The following is a 19486-nucleotide window of genomic DNA, read 5'->3' as shown; positions in this document are numbered from 1 at the left end:
ACCCGACCGCGGCCGCACCGCCGCGGCCCAAGGGCTCGCCCAGGGCGAAATGCGAGCCGCGGCGGGGTGCCCTTCTCGGGTGCGGATGCTCAGTCGACGGCTTTCCAGCTGTAGAACGGCTTGGCCATCGAGTCCTGCGGGCCGCGCCACTTCTCCGGGTTGTACGGCGCCACGTACGGGCTGAGGTCTTCGATGATTTTGGTGAACGCCGGTGCGTGGTGGTTCTGCCCCAGCCCTTCGGCGACCGCCTGGTCGGTGCGCTCCATCAGGTGCACGTAGACGTCGTCGATCGAGTAGAGCCAGCGACCGGTCACGCCCATCTGGGCCGGCAGCGGCCCGGCGTCGGACTCGGCGAAGATCCGGGCCACCTCGGGCTCGGAGCCGGGCTTGATCCGCTGCACGATGATCATCGGGTTCGCCGCCGACGGCTGCGCGTTCGGTGCCACCCAGCTGTAGAACGGCTTGGCGACCGAGTGCGACGGGTTCTCCCAGTTGCGCGGGTAGGGCGTCACGTACTGCCCGATCGCGTCCGCGATCTCCTGGAACGCCGGCAGGCCGCGCTTCTGGCCGCTGATCTCCGGGTCCTGCGCGCGTTCGACGACGTGGATGTAGAGATCGTCGAGCGAGAGCAGGATGCGGCCGGTGACACCGACGTCCTGCGGCCGGGTCACCTTGTCGAAGTGTCCGAAGACGTCGGCGACCTTCTGCTCGCTGCCCGGGACGATGCGGCAGACGATCACGTTGCGGAATACCACTGCTGCTCCTTCGAGGTTCGGTTCTCTTGCGGTCAGGCGTCGAAGCGGACGGGGAGGTCGATCAGGCCGCGGAACGGCGAAGCGGCCGGCAGCCGCCGCAGTTCGTTGACCGGCACGGCGAGCCGGAGCCCGGGCAGCCGGCGGAGCAGCGCCCCGATGCCGAGCTGCGCCTCGATCCGGGCCAGCGTCACGCCGAGGCAGTAGTGCACGCCGTGGCCGAAGCCCAGGTGCGGTCCGCGTTCGCGGGTCAGGTCCAGCCGGTCGGCGTCGGCGAACGCCGCCGTGTCGTGGTTGGCCGCGTTGATGGCCACCCCGACGATCGAACCCGCGGGGATGTGCACGCCCCGGTACTCGAGGTCCTCGGTGGCGATCCGCGGGCTGGCGATCGGCAGGGGGCCGTCGAAGCGCAGCAGTTCCTCGACCGCCGAGGGCAACAGCTCCGGCGTACGCAGGAGCAGTTCGAGTTGATCGGGGTTGGTCAACAGCGCCACCATCGCGTTGCCGATGAAGTCGGCCGTCGTCTGGTGCCCGGCGAACAGCAGCAGGAACGTGGTGCTGACCAGTTCCCGCTCGGAGAGCTGCCCGTCCTGGTCGCAGGCCTCGATCAGCGAGCTGATCATGTCGTCGGCCGGTGGCAGCGCGCGCTTGGCCTGGATCACCCCGGCCAGATACTGGTGCAGCTGGAGCTGGGCCTCCTGCACGGCCGCGCGTTCCTCGGCGGGCGGGCGCCCCGACGACCCGGACTCGCGGATCACCTGGGTCCAGGCGAGGACCTGATCGTGGTCGGCGGCCGGGATGCCGAGCAGCTCGGAGATCACCATCATCGGCAGCGGGATCGCGAAGTCGTGCATCAGGTCGGCCTGCCCCTGCGGCACCACCTTGTCGAGCAGTTCGGCCACGATCTCGGCCACCCGCGGCCGCAGCGCCTCGATCCGTCGCGGCGCGAACGCCCGCGAGGTGATCCGGCGCAGCCGGCTGTGCTCCGGCGGGTCCGAGTTGAGCATGTTCTTGTTGATGGCCTCGGAGTTGGGCCCGAAGATGCGCAGGAAGTGCTGCTCCGGTCCGTAGAGGTCCTTCGACAGGCGCGGGTCGTTGAGCGCCGCCTTGGCGTCGTCGAAGCGGGTGATGAGGAACTGGTCGAACCGCGGCGACGAGACCGGACACACTGGACGGTCTTCGCGCAGTTCGGCGAAGGCGGGATAGGGATCGGCGGCGAACTCGTCGGTGTAGAGCTCCGACGCTGGTAGCACATTCTCGGTCATACGCCCGGTCCCCTCACTAGCCTCTTTAATCGGAGGTTAGCGACGGTGTGCCCGGTATTCCGGGTTTCGGCATCTTTCGACCGATTCGAGGAGGCGGCCTCGGCTGTTCGGCCGAAGGAGCCCAGGTCGGCCGGCCGGTCGTGTCACATCCGGTTCGGCGGCGGTGCTCTACAGGTGTGGACGGTGTGCGGCATGGTGGCGTGGTGACTGCGGTCCGCGCCGACCTCGAAGAGGTGTTCCGCGGCGCCTATCCGCGGGTCGTCGGCGTCGCGGCCCGGGTGCTCGGCTCCCGCGACGAGGCCGAAGACGTGGCCCAGGAGGTGTTCCTGACGTTCGGCCGGTCGGCCGTGCCGGCCGGCGAGGCACTGCGCTGGCTGTCCGTCGCGGCCGCGCACACCGCGCTCAACCACCTGCGCTCCGGCCGCCGCCGGGTGTCCCGTGAAGAGGCCGCCCGCGATCACGGCGCCGTCGCACCCGACGTCGCCGACGCGGTCGTCGTCCTCGACGAGCGCCGCCGGGTGCGGGCGGCGCTGGCCCGGCTGCCGCGGCGGCAGGCGATGGCCCTGGTCCTGCGGCACAGCGGCCTGAGCTACGCCGAGGTCGCCGCCGCGCTCGACCTGTCGCCCGGCAGCGTGGGCACCACCGTCCGCCGCGCCGAGTCCGCCCTTCGCGAGGAGTTGACCCGTCATGCGCCATCCGACTGACGGCACGCTGCGCCGGCTGATCGACGAGCCGGCCGGCGTCGCCGACACCGACCGCGCGCACGTCGCCGACTGCCCGCGGTGCCTGTCCGGCGTCGCCGCCGCCGAGGCCGACGCGTCGTTCGCCGGCGCCGCGCTCGACGTCGCGTTCGCGACCGACGCCGACGCCGGGTGGCTGCGCCTGCTCGCGGCCGACGGGCGCGGGCCGGCCACCGCGCCGACCCCCGCCCGCCCCGCGTCCGACGGGCGCGGGCCGGCCACCGCGCCGACCCCCGCCCGCCCCGCGTCCGACGGGCGCGGGCCGGCCACCGCGCCGACCGCCGCCCGCCGTTGGCGGGCGGCGCTGAGCCGGCCCGTGGTCGCCGTCGCCGGGGTCGCCGTGCTGCTGACCGGGGCCACCGCCGCCGCGGCCGGCGACTGGCTGCAGATCTTCCGCACCGAGCAGATCGCGCCGGTCACCGCGCCCGAGGCTGACCTGATCACGATGCCCGAGTTGGAGGCGTTCGGTGACCTGGTCCCGGTCGAGCCGCTCGAGATCCACGCGGTCGCCGATGCCGCCGCGGCCTCGCAGGCCACCGGCCTGGCCGTCCCGGTGGTGCGTGAGCTACCCAAGGGCGTCACCGGCCCGCCCAGCTACCAGGTCGGCGGCCGGGCCAGCGCGCTGTTCACCTTCTCCGCGGCCAAGACGGCGCAGACCGCGGCGGCGGCCGGCGTCACCCTGCCGTCGCCGCCGCCCGGCCTCGACGGGAGCCAGTTCCGTCTGGTCGCCGGTCCCGGGCTGGTCGCGACCTGGTCGCAGGGGCGGCCGGTGCCCGCGATGATCGTTGCCCGGGCGGTGGCTCCGGCGGCCTACTCCTCCTCGGGCGTGCCGTTCGCGACGGCCCGCGACTACCTGCTGCCCGTGCTGCCCGACAACGTCGCGGCGCAGCTGCGCGGCTTCTCCGGCGACGGCACGACGCTGCCGCTGTTCACCTCGGTCGAACACATGACGATCTCGTCGTCCGACGTGGGCGGCCACCCGGCGACGGTGCTCCGCTCGCGCGACAGCACGATGTCGGCCGTGGTCTGGCTCGACGACGGCATCGTCACCGCGGTGGCCGGCTCGCTGAGCCCCGGCGAGGTGCTCGACGTGGCCCGCGGGTTGGGGTCCCGATGAGCTCCCTCGATGCCGCCAAGCGGCTCGTCACCGACCTGGCTCCGGCGCCGGCGGTGTGGTGCTCGGGCCTGCGCAAGCACTACCGGGGCCGGGCGGCCGTCGACGACGTCTCCTGCACGGTCGGCCGGGGCGAGGTGGTCGGCCTGCTCGGGCCCAACGGCGCCGGCAAGACCACGGTCATCAAGATCCTGCTCGGCCTGGTCCGGCCCGACGCGGGCGAGGTGCTGCTGCTCGGCCGGCCGTCCCGCGACCCGGGCGCCCGGGCCCGCATCGGCTACCTGCCCGAGCTGTTCCGCTACCAGCCCTGGCTGACCGCCGCCGAGGTGCTGGCGCTGCACGTCAAGCTCGCCGGGGTCGCCGTTCCCGACAGCGAACGGCGCGAGTGCCTGGCCGTCGTCGGCCTCGCCGACCGGGCCGGTGACCGGGTCGGCGGCTTCTCCAAGGGCATGCAGCAGCGCCTCGGCCTGGCGGTCGCGCTGGTCGCCCGCCCCGAGCTGGTGATCCTCGACGAGCCGACCAGCGCTCTCGACCCGCTCGGCCGGGCCGACGTGCGCGACCTGCTGCTCTCGCTCAGATCGCGCGGTGTGGCCGTCCTGCTCAACTCGCACCTGATCGGCGAGGTCGAACGCGTCTGCGACCGCGTCGTCATCCTCGACAAGGGCCGGGTGGCCGCGTCCGGCACCCTCGCTGAGCTGCTCGGCCAGCGCGAGTTGCGGCTGCGGCTCTCCGGGGTGGACGCCGCGGCCGCCGCCCGGCTCGCGGCCGCCGGCGAGGTGACCAGCGCGGGCGACGACTACACCGTCGCGGTCGACGACCTCGATCTGGTGCCCGACCTGGTTGCCGACCTGGTCGGTCTCGGCGTGCGGGTGCACGCCGTCGAGCCGGGGCGGATCAGCCTCGAGGAGCGGCTGCTCGGCATCCTGCGCACCGGCACCGAGGAGCACCGATGAGCGTCGCGTTGACCATCGCCGCCCTGACGCTGCGCGAAGCGGCCCGCCGCCGGGTGCTGCGGTCGCTGGCCGTGATGACGGTCGTGCTGCTCGGGCTCAGCGCCTGGGGGTTCTACCGGCTCGACGCCGAGTTCGGCGGGCTCACCAGCGGTGAGGCCCGGCTGGCCGCGTCCACCGTGCTCAACCTGGTGATGTTCGGGCTCAGCCTGATCGCCGCGCTCGGCACCGCTTTCCTGGCCGGGCCCACGCTGGCCGGCGAGATCGAATCCGGCACCGCGCTGGCCATGCTGGCCCGCCCGGTGCACCGCGCGACGGTGCTGCTCGGCAAATGGCTCGGGCTGGTCGCGTTCGGCACCGGCTTCGTGGTCACCGCCGGGCTCGCGCAGTTCCTCATCGTCTGGACGACCATGGGCTACTGGCCGCCGGCGGCCGCGACCGGCCTGGCGCTGCTCGCCGTGCAGACCACCGCCCTGCTCACGCTCGGCCTGCTGCTGTCGACCGCCATCTCGCCGATGGCGTCCGGCATCGTCGCGGTCGGCCTGTTCGGCGCCACCTGGATCGCCGGCGTGGTCGGCTCGGTCGGCCAGGCGTTGGGCAACGACAGCGTCGCGCGGATCGGCACGGTCTCCCGGATGCTGCTGCCCACCGACGGCCTCTGGCGCGGCGCGATGAACGCCTTCCAGGACCCGGGCGCGCTGACCCAGCTCGGGCCCGCGTTCCAGGGGCACCCGTTCATGAGCGTCTCCGGCCTGACCGCCGCCTACCTGGCCTGGACGGCCCTCTGGATCGCACTCGTGCTCGGGCTCGCCGGCCTGAGCTTCCGGCGCCGCGACCTGTGAGCGCATCCACCGGTTGGTGGAGGCGAGCGGTCGCCCGCTGGTCGATTCGGCGGCCCCGCGCCGATGACACCGTCGAGTCATGCCAGTCATCGAGGTCAACGACCTACGCAAGCGCTACGGCGGGACAGACGCCGTCCGCGACGTCTCGTTCGCCGTCGAGGCGGGTGAGATCTTCGGGATTCTCGGGCCCAACGGCGCCGGCAAGACGACCACGGTGGAATGCGTCGCCGCGCTGCGCGTTCCCGACGGCGGCGAGATCAGGGTGCTCGGCCGCCATCCGCGCGACCCGGCACTGCGCGCGCTGGTCGGGGTCCAACTCCAGGAGAGCGGCCTGCAGGACAAGCTGACCGTCGGCGAGGCGCTGGCGCTCTACGCGGGTTGCTACCGGGAGCCCACCGACTGGCGGGCACTCGCCGGCGAACTCGGCCTGGCCGACCGGCTCCGGGTCCGCTACGCCAACCTGTCCGGCGGGCAGAAGCAGCGGCTCTCGATCGCGCTGGCGCTGGTCGGCAATCCGCGCGTCGCCATCCTCGACGAGCTGACCACCGGCCTCGACCCGCACGCCCGCCGCGACGCCTGGGGCCTGGTGCGGTCGATCCGCGACTGGGGCGTGACCGTCGTGCTGGTCACCCACCTGATGGAGGAGGCCGAGCGGCTCTGCGACCGGGTCGCGGTGCTCGACCGCGGCGAGGTGGTCGCGCTGGGCACCCCGGCCGCGCTGGCCGCCGGCCATGACAGCCTCGACGACGCCTTCATCAGCCTGACCACGCGCTCCGGCGAGGAGTGAGCGCCATGCTGCTTCGACTGACCCGCACCGAACTGCGCCTCAACCTGCGCGAGCCGGTGCCCGCGTTCTTGTCACTGCTCGCACCGACGATCCTGGTGGTGGTCCTGGGCAGCGTCCCGGCGCTGCGCGAACCGTCGCCCGACCTCGGGGGCCGGCGGGTGATCGACGCCTACGTCGGCATCGCCGTCGCCCTGTCCCTGGCCATGGTCGCCCTGCAGGTGATGCCGATGGTCCTCGCGACCTACCGCGAGCGGGGCATCCTGCGCCGGTTCGCCACCACCCCCGTATCCCCGCTGGTCGTGCTCTCGGCCCAGGTGCTGGCCGCCCTCGCCACCGCCGTCACCGCGACGCTGCTGGCGGTCGCCGTCGGCCGGATCGGCTACGGTGTGCCGCTGCCGGCCGACCCGGTCGCCTTCGTCGTCGCGTTCCTGCTCTGCGCGGCCGGAGTGTTCGCCATCGGACTGCTGGTCGCGGCCGTGGCACCGACCGGCAGGGCCGGCAACTCGATCGGCACCGTGCTGTTCTTCCCGCTGATGTTCTTCGCCGGCCTCTGGACGCCGCGCGAGCTGCTGCCCGGCATCCTCGCCCGGATCGGCGACTTCACTGCCCTGGGCGCCGGCGAGCGCGCGCTGCACGAGGCCAGCGCCGGAAACTGGCCCAACCTGCTGTCGGTTACCGTGCTGGTGGCCCACGTGGCGGTCTTCGGGCTGGCCGCGGCCAGGCTCTTCCGCTGGAGGTGACCCATGTCCGACCTGGCGGTGCCGGCTCGCCGGCTCGACCGGCTGCTGATGGTGGCGCCCTACGCCGCACTCGCCGGCGCCACGGCGCTGGTGCTGGCGTCGGGCGACAGCCGGGTGCCGGTCCCGGTCATGCTGGCGCTGGTCGCAGCCACCGCGGGCTGGATGCTCTGGTGCGTCACGCCGCACCCGCGGTGGGTCGACCATCCACGGCGGATGGCCGGCTTCTTCGTCGGCCTGGTGCTGCTGGCCGGCGTGCTGGTCTGGTGCAGCCCGCTGTTCGGCTTCTTCGCCTGGACCGGCTACCTCTTCATCGTGTACGCCCTGCCGGGGCGCTGGCGGATCGCCGGCGCGGCCGCCGTCGCGGTGCTCACGGCGGCGGCCCAGGCCGGCGGCTTCGTCGACGTCGACGGCGCCGGGTTCGCCATCCTGCTGGCCTTTAACGTCGTCGTCGCCGTTGCCCTGACGATGCTCGCGACCCAGCACCGCGAGCAGCAGGCCTCGGTGGCGCGGGCCAACCGGCGACTGGCCGAGGCACTGGCCGAGAACGCCACGCTGCAGACCCGGCTGCTGGGCCAGGCCCGCGCGGCCGGGGTGCTCGACGAGCGGCAGCGGCTGGCCGGCGAGATCCACGACGTGCTCGCGCAGGGTCTGACCGGGATCGTCACCCAACTCGAAGCGGCCGAGGCCACCGGCGGCCGCCCGACCGAGTGGCGCCGGCACGTCGAGGCGGCGAAGCGGCTGGCCCGCGACAGCCTGGCCGAGGCGCGCCGGTCGGTCCGCGCGCTGCGCCCGGGCTCGCTCGACGATGCCGCGTTGCCCGAGGCGCTCGGCGACCTCGTCGACGGCTGGTCGCGGCTGACCGGGGTGCCGGCGTCGCTGATCGTCACCGGTGCGGCCGACGCGTTGCTCCCCGACGTCGAGACGACACTGCTGCGGACCGCGCAGGAGGCGCTGACCAACGTGCGCCGGCACGCGAAGGCGACCCGGGTCGCCCTCACGCTGTCCTATCTGGAGGATCTGGTGACCCTCGACGTCCGGGACGACGGCGCCGGCTTCGACCCGGCTCGGCCGCCCGCCGGCGATGACGCCACCGGGTCCGGGTTCGGGCTCGCGGCCATGCGCGAGCGGGTGGCCCGGGTGGGCGGGACGGTCGACGTGGAGTCCGCGCCCGGCGAGGGCACCGCGATCGCCGTCTGCCTGCCGGTCGTGGTGCCCTCGCGGCCCGGTGACCCGTCGTCGGCGATCTGGCCGGTCGCGGTCCGCACCAGCGCCGGGCCGCCCGCGTGATCGGCGTGATGATCGTCGACGACCATCCGGTGGTGCGCGACGGGCTGCGCGGGATGCTCGACGCCGACGGCCGGTTCACCGTGCTGGGCGAGGCCGGCGACGGCCGCGAGGCACTGGCGGTGGCCGACGCCGTGTGCCCGGACGTGGTGCTGCTCGACCTGCGGATGCCGGTGCTCGACGGGGTGTCGACGATCACGGAGCTGAAGGCCCGCGGGTGCGCGGCCCGGGTGCTGGTGCTGACCACCTACGACACCGACACCGACGTGCTGCCGGCGATGCGGGCCGGTGCGACCGGCTACCTGCTCAAGGACACGCCGCGCGACGAACTGTGCCGGGCCGTGGCGGCCGCACACCGGGGCGAGTCGGTGCTGTCGCCGGCGGTGGCGGGGCGGCTGATCGACCGGTTGCGCTCGCCCGGGCAGGAGCCGCTGACCCAGCGCGAACTCGAGGTGCTGGCGCTGATCGCCCGCGGCTGTTCCAACAAGGAGGCGGCCCGGCGGTTGTTCGTCAGCGAGGCGACGGTCAAGACCCACCTGCTGCACGCGTACGCGAAACTGGGTGTTCGCGACCGGGCGGCGGCGGTGGCGGTCGCCTTCGAGCGGGGTCTGCTGGGGCCCCGGTGACCCGGGTGCGCTGGGTCAGCACGACACACGCGATCACCAGCAGGGCGACCGCGATCGAGGCGGGGGTGACGGTCTCGCCGAGCAGCAGCGCCGACCAGATCAGCGTCAGCACCGGCTGGGCGAGTTGGATCTGGCCGACCCGCGCGATGCCACCCCGGGCGAGGCCGGCGTACCAGGCGAAGAAGCCGAGCAGCATCGAGACCACGGTCAGGTAGCCGAACGCGGCCCAGCCGTGGCCGCTCGCCACCGGCGGACGGACCGCGGCGGCGACGACCGTGACGGGCACGGTGACCGGAAGCGAGAGCAGCAGGGCCCAGCAGATCGTCCGGGCGCCGCCCAGTTCGCGCGCCAGCACGCCGCCCTCGGCGTAGCCGAGGCCGCAGAGCACGACGGCGGCGAGCAGGAACAGGTCGGCCCGAGACAGTCCACCGTGGACCGCGCCGCTGGCGGCGAGGAAGCCGAGCACCGCGAGCAGGCCGGCGGTGCTGGCCGCCCAGAACAGCGGGGGCGGCCGCTCGCCCGCCCGTAGCACGGCGAACACGGCGGTCATGGCGGGCAGCACGGTGACGACGACGGCGCCGTGCGCGGAGGTCTGGGTGATCAGCGCCAGCGAACTGAACAGCGGGAAGCCGACGACGACGCCCAGCGCGACGATCGAGAGCCGGCGCCACTGGTCGCGGTTCGGCCGGGTCGCCTGGGTGAACCGGAGGTAGGCCCAGGCCGGCAGCGCCGCACCGGCAGCCCGGCCGAAAGCCACGAGCCAGGGGTCGAGGTCGTGCACGGCGACCCGGGTGGCCGGCAGCGACATGCTGAAGGCGAGCACGCCCAGCGCGCCGAGGGCGAGGCCCGTTACTGCCGGTGCGACAGTAGCGCTACTCTTGCTTCTCATGAATGACGATAACGCAGCCGGTCGCGTTATCCAAGATCTCCGGGCGGCGGCCGCGCGCTCGGAGGCCGGCGCCCGGCTGCCCTCGGTGCGCGAGCTGACCGCCCGGCATCACGCCTCGCCCGTCACCGTCGCCGCCGCGATCCGCCATCTGGTGGCCGAAGGGGTGGTCGAGACCCGTTCCGGACGCGGCACCTTCGTCGCTTCCAGGGACGTTCCGCCGCCGGCGCCCGACCTGTCCTGGCAGACCGTCGCGCTCGGGCCGCGCCGGCCGGGGGAGGAGGAGATGCGGTCGCTGCTGGCGTTGCCGCCGGCCGGAGCGATCCCGCTGTCCGGTGGCTATCCCGACGCCGACCTGCAACCGGCCGCCGCCCTCGGTGCCGCGCTCGCCCGGGCCGCGCGGCAGCCCGCGTCGTGGCAGCGCGGGCCCGCCGAGGGACGCGCCGACCTGCGGGCCTGGTTCGCCCGCGAGGCCGGGGCCGGGCTGCACGCCGACGACCTGGTGATCTGTCCCGGCGGGCAGGCGGCGCTGTCGACCGCTCTGCGGGCGTTGGCCGCGCCGGGCGACACGCTGCTCGTGGAGTCGCCGACCTACCTGGGCGCGCTCGCCGCCGGCCGGGCCGCGGGGCTGCGGGTGGTGCCGGTGCCCGCCGATGCCGACGGGGTGCGGCCCGACCATCTGGCGGCGGCGTTCGCGCGTACCGGTGCCCGGTTGTTCTATTGCCAGCCGCTGTTCGCCAACCCGCACGGCGCGACCCTGGCCGGCCACCGGCGCGCCGAGGTGGCCGACGCCGTGCGGGCCGCCGGTGCTTTCCTGATCGAAGACGACTACGCCCGCGACCTGGTCATCGACGGGGAGGCGCCGGCGCCGCTGGCCGCCGACGATCCCGACGGGCACGTCGTCTACCTGCGGTCGCTGACCAAGTCGACCGCTCCCGGGCTGCGGGTGGCCGCGATCGGCGCCCGCGGCCCGGCCGGCGCCCGGCTGCGGGCGGCGCGGCTGTTCGACGACTTCTACGTCGCCGGGCCGCTCCAGCAGGCCACGCTCGAGTTCGTCACGGCGCCGGCCTGGGCGCGGCACCGCCGGTCGTTGCGCGGCGCCCTGCGCGGCCGGCGTGACGCCTTGCTGGCCGCGCTGCGCCGGCACCTCCCGGACCTGGTGCCGTCGGTGCCGCGCGGCGGTCTGCACCTGTGGGTCCGGCTGCCGGAGGGCACCGACGACGTCGCGCTGGCCACTGCGGCGGCGGCCGCCGGCGTCATCGTCTTTCCCGGCCGCCCGTGGTTCGCGGCCGAACCGCCGGCAGCGTTCCTGCGCCTCACCTACGCGGCGGCTCCGCCCGCCCTTTTCGACGAGGCCGTCCGCCGGCTGGCCGGCCTGCCGTTCTGGTCGTGAGCGCCGGTTCCGCGATCCGGGCGGCTGGCTGGGTGCGGTTCGCGCATCGACCCGCTGTGAGACGGCTGTCCACCCGCGACGGATCTTCATGTCTCGACGGGCGGCGCGGCAGGGCGCAGAATCGACTGATCCCGCCCCGTCCGCTGGGAGGCCGGCCGTGACCTTCAACCTGAGCGTGATCCTCACCGAATCCGCCCGCCGCGAGCCAGACAAGACCGCCGTCATCTTCGGTGACCGGAAGGTGGGATACGCCGAGCTCGACGCCGCGGCCAACCGGGCCGCCGGTGCGCTCCTGCGGCACGCCTCGCCGGGCGACCGGGTCGCGTTGATGCTGCCCAACCGGGTCGAGTTCCTCGAGTGCTACTTCGGCATCCTCAAGGCCGGCCTGGTCGCGGTGCCGATGAACCCCCTGCTCAAGGCGGCCGAGGTCGCGCACATCCTGACCGACAGCGGCGCCCGTGTGGTGATCGCCGGCGACCTGTCGGCGGGCGAGATCGAGGCCGACGACGTGGTCGTGCTCAACCCCGACCGGCCCGACTATCTCGGCGACGCCGAGCCGCTGCCGTTCTCGGCGACGACCAACGCCGACGACACCGCGGTCATCATCTACACCAGCGGCACGACCGGCCGGCCCAAGGGCGCCGAGCTGACCCACTTCCAGCTCTACCTCAACTGCTCGCTGTCCGGCGAGCGGTTCGACACCCAGCCCGACGACGTCGCGCTCGCGGTTCTGCCGTTCTTCCACGTCTACGGACTGTCCAGCGTGGTCAACGTGTCGATCCGGCGGACCGGCACGATCGTGGCGGTGCCCAAGTTCGAGCCCACGCTGGTGCTGCAGGCGATGCACAACCACCGGGTCAGCGTGCTGGCCGGTGTGCCGACCATGTACCACGCGCTGCTGCAGGCCGACACCAGCGGTTACGACCTGTCGGCGCTGCGGATCGGCTCGTGCGGTGGTGCGTCGATGCCGGAGGCGGTGCTCAAGGGCGTCGAGGAGAAGTTCGGCATCACCGTCCTGGAAGGCTACGGCCTGTCCGAGACCGGCAGCACGGCGACGATGAACCCGAGCGTCGACGACCGCCGGTTGCTCTCCATCGGCAAGCCGATCTGGGGTGTCGACGTGCGGGTCGCCGCGACCGATAGCGGCGGCGAGCTCGCGGTCGGCGAGATCGGCGAGATCCTGGTCCGCGGCCACGTGGTGATGAAGGGCTACCACAACAACCCGGAGGCGACGGCCGCGGCGATCACCGACGGCTGGCTGCACACCGGCGACCTCGGCTACCGCGACGCCGACGGCTTCCTCTACGTCGTCGACCGGATCAAGGATCTGATCATCCGCGGCGGATTCAACGTCTATCCCCGCGAGGTCGAGGAGGTCCTCTACGGCCACCCCGCCGTCGCCGAGGCCGCGGTGGTCGGCCGCCCCGACGAACGCCTGGGCGAGGAGATCGTCGCGGTGCTCGCCCTGAAGCCCGGCGCCGAGCTCGACACCGGGGAGCTGATCGCCTACTGCCGCGAGCGCCTCGCCGACTACAAATGCCCGCGCGAGGTCCGGATCCTCGACGTGCTGCCCAAGAGCGCCACCGGCAAGCTCCTCAAGCGCGAACTCCGCGCCGCTGTCTAGGCCGGCCTGGCGCTGGTCGGCGTCGCGTCGCCGGTGCGCAGCAGGTCGAGGACGGCGTCCTCGACCGTTTTCCGGTCGTGGTCGTCCTGCGGCGTGCCCACCTCGGCCAGGGTGTCCGCGATGGTGATGCCGTCGCGGTAGAGGTCGAGGACGCGCGGGTCGACGTAGGCGGAGCGGGCCACCGCCGGTGTGTTGCCGAGATAGTCGGCGACCTCGCGCATCGCATGGCTGATCTCGCGCCGCCGTGCCGCCGCCGTGCTGCTGTGCCCGGCGGCGGCCAGGGTGACCGCCGCGAGGACCGTGCCGTTCCACGTCCGGAAGTCCTTCGCGGTCACCTCGATCCCGCTGATCTCGCGCAGGTAGGCGTTGATGTCGGCGCCGCGCACGTCGACCCAGCGCCGGCCCTCACGGTAGGCCAGCAGTTCGGGGCCGTCGTCCGAGCGCGACAGCAATGCGCGGACGACCGCGCGCACGCCGTCGTCACGGACATCCAGCGTGCGCTCCTGCCCGCCCTTCGCCGGATAGCAGAACCGGACGCGGCCGCCGGCCACTGTCACGTGTTCGCGGCGGACGGTGGCGAGGCCGAAGCTGGCATCGGCGCCGTTGGCGTACTCCTCGCCTCCGATCCGGAAGCAGCCGATGTCGAGCAGCCGCACCGCGGCCGCGAGCACCCGTTCGCGGCTCGCGCCGCGGGCGCCCAGGTCCCGCTCGACGGCCGCGCGGATCTTCGGCAACTCCGCGCCCACCTCGAGCACGTGGTCGAACTTGGCCGCGTCGCGCTGGGCCCGCCAGACATCGTGATAGCGGTACTGTCGCCGCCCGGCCGCGTCGAGCCCGGTCGCCTGGATGTGGCCGCGCGGGTCGGCGCAGATCCAGACGTCTTCCCAGGCCGGCGGCAGCACCAGCGCGCGGATCCGGTCGAGTTCGGCCCGGTCGGTGATGACCGCACCGTGGGCGTCGAGGTAGCTGAAGCCCTTGCCGCGGCGGCGTCGCTGGTAGCCGGGGCGGCTCGTGTCGCTGCGTCGCAATCGCACGGCGGGTGGATACCCACGCCGGCGCTCGCGAATCAGCCCTCGACGCCGGTCGTGGTGTGCGCCGAACCGACGGGCTTGGACTCGGGGGAGCCGCGCTGTCGTAGGTAGATCGAGAGCACCGCCATCGACGCGACGGCCAGCAGTTCCGACTGCCAGTTCTGCAGGGTCCGGTTCCAGAAGTCGGGTTCGCCGAGGTAGCGGCCCCAGGAGACCGGGGTCTCCAGTTGGCTGAGCTGTATCTCGTTGAAGGCGGCCACACCCGCGATCGACTGGGCCAGCCAGGAGCCGAGGAAGATTCCGCCCATGACCAGGCCGAGCGAGTTGGAGTAGATCGCCCGCCGGGGGCCGGGCGCACGGGCCCAGCGCGGCGACTCCGGGCCGGCGTGTTCGCCGACCTTCTGGTCCTTGTCGGACTCGCGGCCGGCGTCGAGCAGCGGCTTGGACTCCGGCGAGCCCTTCTGCACGAGCCAGACGGTCAGGAAGATGTAGAGGAAGAACTGGAGGTACTCGGACTGCCAGTTCTCCGCCACGTCGACGCCGAAGCTGGCCGACGTGACGTAGCGGCCCAGCGAGATCGGGGGGAGCCCCTCGGCCACCTGGTCCTGGTTGAACTGGGCGTGGCCGGCGAAGGCCTGCGCGACGAGGACGAGGAGGAACAGCACCCCGAACGTGAGGCCGAGCGAGTTCTCCTTGAGGAAGCGCTTCATCGATGCAGGACCCCCAGGACGATGATGTACGCCAGGCCCAGGGTCACGAACACGAGCAGCGTCACGAACAATGCCCGCATCTCAGCTCCCTTGGAGTGTGCAGTCGTAGGGCCGGTCTCCCCGCGGTTGACAACCGGCCGCGACCACCCGCCAGCCGCCGGGGAAGACGGCGAGGAAGAGCGTGTCGTCGCCCAGCCGCACCCGGGCCCACTGCCCGTAGACGTCGGTGCCGATCACCCGCCCGGGCGCCGGTAGATCCTCGTCGACGATCGCGGCCGCGCACGGTTGGTCGGCGGACTGTTCCAGGTCGGCGAGTGTCTCCGGGGCCAACGTCGCGCACGCGGCGGCCCCGTCGCCCCGGGCGACCGCGTCGAGCAGCCGGACCGCCACGGCCGACGCGGCATCCTCCCGGCCACCGGGCCCGCCGCAGCCCGCCAGCGCGAGCGCCGCGACCACCGCCACGGCGCCGCCTGCCTTTGCCATCATGAACGACAGTCTTCCCACATCCGCGACGACCTAAGCGGTGCCACGCAGGTGCGGTGTCGCAACGGCACGCTCGGCGCGGACGCCGCCGAACAGGCCGTAGTTGCGGACGTGCAGGGTGCGGGTGGCCGGTCCGGTGCGCCGCGCCTGCTCGATGCGGCTTCCGCCGAAGACCTGGAAGCCGCCGACCTCGACGTCGACGTCGTGCGGAACGGTCAGCGACACACCGCCGACCAGACTGACCTTCGTCAGGATGGGGTCGGTGGTGACGAACTCGGCCTCGGTCAGGTCGGCGTTGACGCCGCCGATCACGCTCACGGCGACCATGTGCCGGCTCACCCGCCACGCGCCGCGGCGCTTGAGGCCACCGATCAGACTCACATGCCAGCGAACCGGCGACTCGTTGGTTTCCATGCCGACGACGGTAGGTACCGCGGTGGCACCGCGGCCCTGTCGTCCGTCGTGGACCGGTCGTGACGGTTGTCATGGGGAGGTGATTGTTTCCCGACAATTATTTCCGCGCGTGAACCGCATGACCCGCCGGCGCCGGGGTACCGCTGGGTCATCCGCTCCACACCAGAAGAAGGGTCCCCCCGATGACGGACACCGCTACCTCCTGGTCGCCGTCCGACGGCCAGGAGTCGACAACGGACAAGGCGAAGACGGAGGCCGCCGAGGTGGGCCGCACCGCGGTCGCCGCCGGCAGCGACGTCACGCAGACGGCCAAGGAACAAGGCAGGCAGGTCGTGCAGGAAGCGGCACGACAGGCTCGCGACCTTTACGGCACCACCCGCTCTCAACTACGCGACCAGGCCAGCGCGCAGCAGCGCCGGGCCGCCGGCGGCATCCGCTCGATCGGTGACGAGATCCGGTCGATGGCGGACCAGGGCGGCCAGTCCGGGCCGGCCAGCGACCTGGCGCGGCAGGCGTCCGGCCGGATCTCCGATGTCGCCGACTGGATCGAGGCGCGCGAGCCGGGCCAGGTCGTCGACGAGGTCAAGCAGTTCGCACGCCGCCACCCCGGCACCTTCCTGGCCGGCGCGGCGATCCTCGGCGTGCTGGCCGGGCGCCTGACCCGCGGCGTCGTCGCCGACGCGCACGACGACGGTCCGGCCGGCAACGGCATGACCTCCGCGTCCACCGCTCCCGGCGGCTACCCGACCGTGGCCAAGACCTACCCGGAGAGCACTGTCTACGCGAGTTCCAACGGCGATCCCGCTGTCGTTCCGGCGCAGCCGGTCGAGCGTGGGCCGTGGGAGACCGGGATGCGGCCATGACCACGACCCAGCCGGGCACCCCCGCCGACCGTTCGTTCGGCGACCTCATGGGTGAGGTCACCCGCGACCTGTCCACGCTCGTGCGTCAGGAGGTCGAGCTCGCCAAGGCCGAGTTGCGCGAGGAGGGCAGGAAGGCGGGCAAGGCGGCCGGCATGTTCGGCGGCGCCGGGTTGGCCGGCTACATGGTCCTGCTGTTCCTCTCCATCGCGCTGTGGTGGGGGCTGTCCAACGCCATGGACCAGGGCTGGGCCGCGCTGATCGTGGCCGTGATCTGGGCGGTGGCGGCAGCCGTGCTGTTCGTCGTCGCGCGCAACCAGATGCGGGCCGTGCGCGGCCTGCCCCGCACCACGGAGACCGTCAAGGACATCCCACCCGCCCTCAAGCCCGACACAGGAGGCTACTGATGAGCACCGATCCGGACCAGATCCGGCGCGAGATCGAGCTGACCCGGAGCAACCTGAGCGGCGACGTGGACGCTCTCGCTTACAAGGCCAGCCCACGCCGCATGGTCAACGACCGCAAACGCCGCGTCGGCGACGCGCTGCGCAATGCCCGGGACACCGTCATGGGTACGGCCCACGGCGTCGTCGACCGCGGCGGCAACGCGGCGTCCACCGTCGGCGACAAGGCCACCTCGGTCGCGTCGACGGTCTCCGGCGGCGCCTCGTCGGCGGCCTCGACCGTCGCCGACGCCGTGCAGGAGACACCGGCGGCGATCCGCCGCCGGACCGAGGGCAACCCACTGGCCGCGGGCGTGATCGCGTTCGGCCTCGGCTGGCTGGTCTCGTCGCTGCTGCCCGCCAGCGAGAAGGAGAAGCAGGCGGCCGGCGCGGTCAAGGAGAAGGTCGCCGAGCACGCCGACACGCTCAAGTCGGAAGCCAAGGACCTGGCGCAGGAAGCGAAGGCCAACCTGGAGGGTCCGGCGCGGGAGGCGGTCGACTCGGTCCGCTCCACCGCGCAGGACGCGACCTCCACGGTCAAGCAGGAGGGTCGCTCAGCGGCCGACGACGTCAAGGTGCGCGCACAAGAGGCGCGTGACGAGGTCCGCAGCTGACCGACGCGAACAGGCGGCCGTCGCGCCCGGTGGTTCACCGGGTGCGACGGCCGTTCTCGCGCCGGCGGGCTCGCCGGATGTTTACTCACCCGCCCAGGCGGCGATGAAATGCGGAGAACCCCTACACTCGCGGGGCATCCACGGGTGAGCGGCATGTCGAGGCTGGCATGCCGAGGCTGAAGCGGAGGGCAGATGGCACGCCGAGCGGGACCCTTGCGGATTCTTGTCGTCGAAGACGACGAGGGCGACGCGATGATGATCCGCGAGGCGCTCGAAGCGGTGGCCACACCCGCGACGCTGAACCGGGTCGCCGACGGAGAAGAGGCGTTGACGTTCCTGCGCCGGACCGCCGACCCACGCCCCGACATGATCCTGCTTGACCTCAACATGCCGCGGATGGACGGCCGCGAGACGCTGGTCGAGCTCAAGCGTGACCCCGACCTGAGGTCGATCCCGGTGGTGATCCTGACCACCTCCGACGACGTCCGCGACGTCTCCCGCATGTATCGCGAACACGCGAGCGCCTTCGTGACCAAGCCGATGGACTTCGACGCGCTCGAGTCCGTCGTGCAGCAGATCCGGCAGTTCTACGAGAACATCGCGAAGCTACCCTGAGCCGCGGTGCGGTGAGCGGGTCACACGCCCGGCGGATTGTCCGGGACGAGCAGGGTGGCGATCTCCTTGCCCAGCGATAGCGCGTTGTCGGTACCCGCGTCGGCCTTCGGCCCCAGCGTCACGTAGGCGATGATCAACGTCTGCGTCCGCGTGTCGTAGTAGGCGACACCGTCGTAGCCCGCGTACGCCGGATTCATGAAGAACCAGCTGCCGTCGTGCGCGACGCCGTAGGCGAAGAACTTGTCCTTCGTCAGCCCGCCGAGCCCGGCGGTCGACGGGGCCAACATCTCCTCGTGCTGCTCCTGGGTCAGCAGCCGACCGTCCGCGAGGGCGCGGATCCAGGTGGCGACGTCGGCGACCGTGGTGGTCATGTTCCCGCTGTGGATGAAGGCGGTCGGGTTCCAGAAGGTGGAGTCCTCGAAGACGCTGCGCTCGTTGGTGTACGCGTGCAGGTAGGGCTCGCTGATCTGCGATGTCAGCACGACCTTGCTGTCGCTCATACCCAGCGGGTCGAGGACGCGCTCCCGCAACAGCTCGCCCAGCGGCTTTCCGGTCGCGTCCTGCAACACCTCACCCAACAGGACGAGATCGCTGTGCGCGTACGCGAAACTCGTGCCGGGGGCGAACAGCGGCGGACGCTCGTCGGCGAGCGCCAACAGTTGGTCGGCCGTGAATCCCGTGAAGGGGTTCGCGTAGAACTGCTGCAGGAAGTTCGGGTTCGTCACGTAGTCCGAGACGCCCGATGTGCTGCTGGCCAGCATCCTCGGCGTGATCTGGTCGGCCCGGGGGAAGTCCGGCAGCCACCTCGCGATCGGTTCGTCCTGGTCGAGAATGCCCTCACCGTCGAGTTGCAACAGCACGGTGGAGAGCATCGGCTCCATCGGCTGGCCGATGCGCACGAGCATGTCGGAGGTCGCCGGCAGTCCGATGGGGGAGTCGCCGAGCGCACCCATGGCGATCTGCTCACCGCCGCGCCAGACTCCGTACACCGCGCTGGTGAGGTCTCGTTCCTTCATCTTCTGCTCGACGATATCGGCGATCTTCTGGCTGTCCGGGTCGGCCGCCTCCGTCGTGGCGCCGCCGTCGCTGGCTCTGACCGCCACGATCGTGTTGTCGCCGGCCGCGACGAGACCTAGGGCCAGAACCGCGCCGGCGATGGTGGACGGCCAGCGCCGCAGACCGCTCGAAACCCTCATGGACAGCCGCCCTCATCGAAGAAACGGAAGATCCTGGTTTCGTGAAGGTACCTCGCGTCTTGTGGCGATGGTCCGGTTTCGCGGCGATTTGACCGCCGCCTGACCTTCTCCACGCGT

22 protein-coding genes are annotated in these 19486 nt (G+C 72.6%); 14 read left to right on the top strand and 8 right to left on the bottom strand.

The annotated features are described in order from the left end of the window. Positions 1 to 89 precede the first annotated feature (89 nt). Complete coding sequence (locus AB0J74_RS12885) at positions 90 to 755, bottom strand: TcmI family type II polyketide cyclase (RefSeq protein WP_363447758.1); 666 nt, start codon at positions 753 to 755, stop codon at positions 90 to 92. Between the two features lie 32 nt (positions 756 to 787). Beyond that, positions 788 to 2017: a cytochrome P450 gene (locus tag AB0J74_RS12880; RefSeq protein WP_363447756.1), complete on the bottom strand. Its 1230-nt coding sequence runs from the start codon at positions 2015 to 2017 to the stop codon at positions 788 to 790. Positions 2018 to 2220: 203 nt separating this feature from the next. Here AB0J74_RS12880 and AB0J74_RS12875 point away from each other — a divergent pair, with 203 nt between their 5' ends. The 8 genes from AB0J74_RS12875 to AB0J74_RS12840 all read left to right on the top strand — a co-directional run bounded on the left by AB0J74_RS12875 (position 2221) and on the right by AB0J74_RS12840 (position 9100). Next, entirely contained in the window at positions 2221 to 2721 is a 501-nt protein-coding gene (locus AB0J74_RS12875) for a sigma-70 family RNA polymerase sigma factor (protein WP_363447754.1), read from the top strand. Continuing rightward, the gene (locus tag AB0J74_RS12870; RefSeq protein ID WP_363447752.1) at positions 2705 to 3874 is read left to right on the top strand and encodes a hypothetical protein; all 1170 of its coding nucleotides are present in this window, start codon (positions 2705 to 2707) and stop codon (positions 3872 to 3874) included. The genes AB0J74_RS12875 and AB0J74_RS12870 overlap by 17 nt, the downstream gene beginning before the upstream one ends. Continuing rightward, on the top strand, positions 3871 to 4824 hold the full coding sequence (locus AB0J74_RS12865) for an ABC transporter ATP-binding protein (RefSeq protein WP_363447750.1): 954 nt from the start codon (positions 3871 to 3873) through the stop codon (positions 4822 to 4824). Before AB0J74_RS12870 ends, AB0J74_RS12865 begins: the two co-directional genes overlap by 4 nt. Further along, positions 4821 to 5663 (top strand): ABC transporter permease, encoded by an 843-nt coding sequence (locus AB0J74_RS12860; protein ID WP_363447748.1) that lies wholly within the window; start codon positions 4821 to 4823, stop codon positions 5661 to 5663. Before AB0J74_RS12865 ends, AB0J74_RS12860 begins: the two co-directional genes overlap by 4 nt. Positions 5664 to 5742: 79 nt before the next feature. After that, positions 5743 to 6450: an ABC transporter ATP-binding protein gene (locus AB0J74_RS12855; RefSeq protein ID WP_363447745.1), complete on the top strand. Its 708-nt coding sequence runs from the start codon at positions 5743 to 5745 to the stop codon at positions 6448 to 6450. Positions 6451 to 6455: 5 nt separating this feature from the next. Next, a complete protein-coding gene (locus AB0J74_RS12850) occupies positions 6456 to 7190 on the top strand; it encodes an ABC transporter permease (RefSeq protein ID WP_363447743.1) in 735 nt (244 codons plus the stop codon). 3 nt (positions 7191 to 7193) lie between these two features. Then, positions 7194 to 8477 carry a sensor histidine kinase gene (locus tag AB0J74_RS12845; RefSeq protein ID WP_363447741.1) on the top strand — a complete coding sequence of 428 codons (1284 nt, stop codon included), beginning with the start codon at positions 7194 to 7196 and terminating at the stop codon, positions 8475 to 8477. An 8-nt stretch (positions 8478 to 8485) separates the two neighbouring features. After that, the gene (locus tag AB0J74_RS12840; RefSeq protein ID WP_363447789.1) at positions 8486 to 9100 is read left to right on the top strand and encodes a response regulator transcription factor; all 615 of its coding nucleotides are present in this window, start codon (positions 8486 to 8488) and stop codon (positions 9098 to 9100) included. On the opposite strand, the gene AB0J74_RS12835 is transcribed toward AB0J74_RS12840, so the two are convergent. Beyond that, positions 9000 to 9989, bottom strand: a complete 990-nt coding sequence (locus AB0J74_RS12835) for a DMT family transporter (protein ID WP_363447738.1) — start codon at positions 9987 to 9989, stop codon at positions 9000 to 9002. The genes AB0J74_RS12840 and AB0J74_RS12835 overlap by 101 nt on opposite strands. On the opposite strand from AB0J74_RS12835, the gene AB0J74_RS12830 reads away from it, so the two are divergent. Further along, complete coding sequence (locus tag AB0J74_RS12830) at positions 9988 to 11379, top strand: PLP-dependent aminotransferase family protein (protein WP_363447736.1); 1392 nt, start codon at positions 9988 to 9990, stop codon at positions 11377 to 11379. The genes AB0J74_RS12835 and AB0J74_RS12830 overlap by 2 nt on opposite strands. A 157-nt stretch (positions 11380 to 11536) precedes the next feature. Then, positions 11537 to 13003, top strand: a complete 1467-nt coding sequence (locus AB0J74_RS12825) for a long-chain fatty acid--CoA ligase (RefSeq protein ID WP_363447734.1) — start codon at positions 11537 to 11539, stop codon at positions 13001 to 13003. On the opposite strand, the gene AB0J74_RS12820 is transcribed toward AB0J74_RS12825, so the two are convergent. The 4 genes from AB0J74_RS12820 to AB0J74_RS12805 form a co-directional block, all read right to left on the bottom strand. After that, positions 13000 to 14037 (bottom strand): DNA topoisomerase IB, encoded by a 1038-nt coding sequence (locus tag AB0J74_RS12820; protein WP_363447732.1) that lies wholly within the window; start codon positions 14035 to 14037, stop codon positions 13000 to 13002. The genes AB0J74_RS12825 and AB0J74_RS12820 overlap by 4 nt on opposite strands. 32 nt (positions 14038 to 14069) lie before the next feature. Then, entirely contained in the window at positions 14070 to 14744 is a 675-nt protein-coding gene (locus AB0J74_RS12815) for a DUF6766 family protein (RefSeq protein WP_363447730.1), read from the bottom strand. Positions 14745 to 14825: 81 nt separating this feature from the next. Continuing rightward, entirely contained in the window at positions 14826 to 15230 is a 405-nt protein-coding gene (locus tag AB0J74_RS12810; protein WP_363447728.1) for a hypothetical protein, read from the bottom strand. Between the two features lie 30 nt (positions 15231 to 15260). Then, positions 15261 to 15641: a LiaF domain-containing protein gene (locus AB0J74_RS12805; protein WP_363447726.1), complete on the bottom strand. Its 381-nt coding sequence runs from the start codon at positions 15639 to 15641 to the stop codon at positions 15261 to 15263. Positions 15642 to 15823: 182 nt separating this feature from the next. Between AB0J74_RS12805 and AB0J74_RS12800 the strand changes: the two genes are divergently transcribed. The 4 genes from AB0J74_RS12800 (at position 15824) to AB0J74_RS12785 (ending at position 18173) form a co-directional block, all read left to right on the top strand. Beyond that, positions 15824 to 16504 carry a hypothetical protein gene (locus tag AB0J74_RS12800; protein ID WP_363447723.1) on the top strand — a complete coding sequence of 227 codons (681 nt, stop codon included), beginning with the start codon at positions 15824 to 15826 and terminating at the stop codon, positions 16502 to 16504. Next, on the top strand, positions 16501 to 16908 hold the full coding sequence (locus tag AB0J74_RS12795) for a phage holin family protein (protein WP_363447721.1): 408 nt from the start codon (positions 16501 to 16503) through the stop codon (positions 16906 to 16908). The genes AB0J74_RS12800 and AB0J74_RS12795 overlap by 4 nt, the downstream gene beginning before the upstream one ends. Continuing rightward, positions 16908 to 17558 carry a DUF3618 domain-containing protein gene (locus tag AB0J74_RS12790; RefSeq protein ID WP_363447719.1) on the top strand — a complete coding sequence of 217 codons (651 nt, stop codon included), beginning with the start codon at positions 16908 to 16910 and terminating at the stop codon, positions 17556 to 17558. The genes AB0J74_RS12795 and AB0J74_RS12790 overlap by 1 nt, the downstream gene beginning before the upstream one ends. Positions 17559 to 17750: 192 nt before the next feature. After that, the gene (locus tag AB0J74_RS12785; protein WP_363447717.1) at positions 17751 to 18173 is read left to right on the top strand and encodes a response regulator; all 423 of its coding nucleotides are present in this window, start codon (positions 17751 to 17753) and stop codon (positions 18171 to 18173) included. A 20-nt stretch (positions 18174 to 18193) separates the two neighbouring features. Here AB0J74_RS12785 and AB0J74_RS12780 read toward each other — a convergent pair whose 3' ends face one another. Next, on the bottom strand, positions 18194 to 19369 hold the full coding sequence (locus AB0J74_RS12780) for a serine hydrolase domain-containing protein (RefSeq protein ID WP_363447715.1): 1176 nt from the start codon (positions 19367 to 19369) through the stop codon (positions 18194 to 18196). Positions 19370 to 19486 lie beyond the last annotated feature (117 nt).

The organism is Asanoa sp. NPDC049573 (assembly GCF_040676615.1).
Taxonomy (GTDB): Bacteria; Actinomycetota; Actinomycetes; order Mycobacteriales; family Micromonosporaceae; genus Asanoa.
The sequence above is the reverse complement of the archived record's forward strand: the minus strand, read 5'-3'. Positions and strand labels throughout refer to the sequence as shown.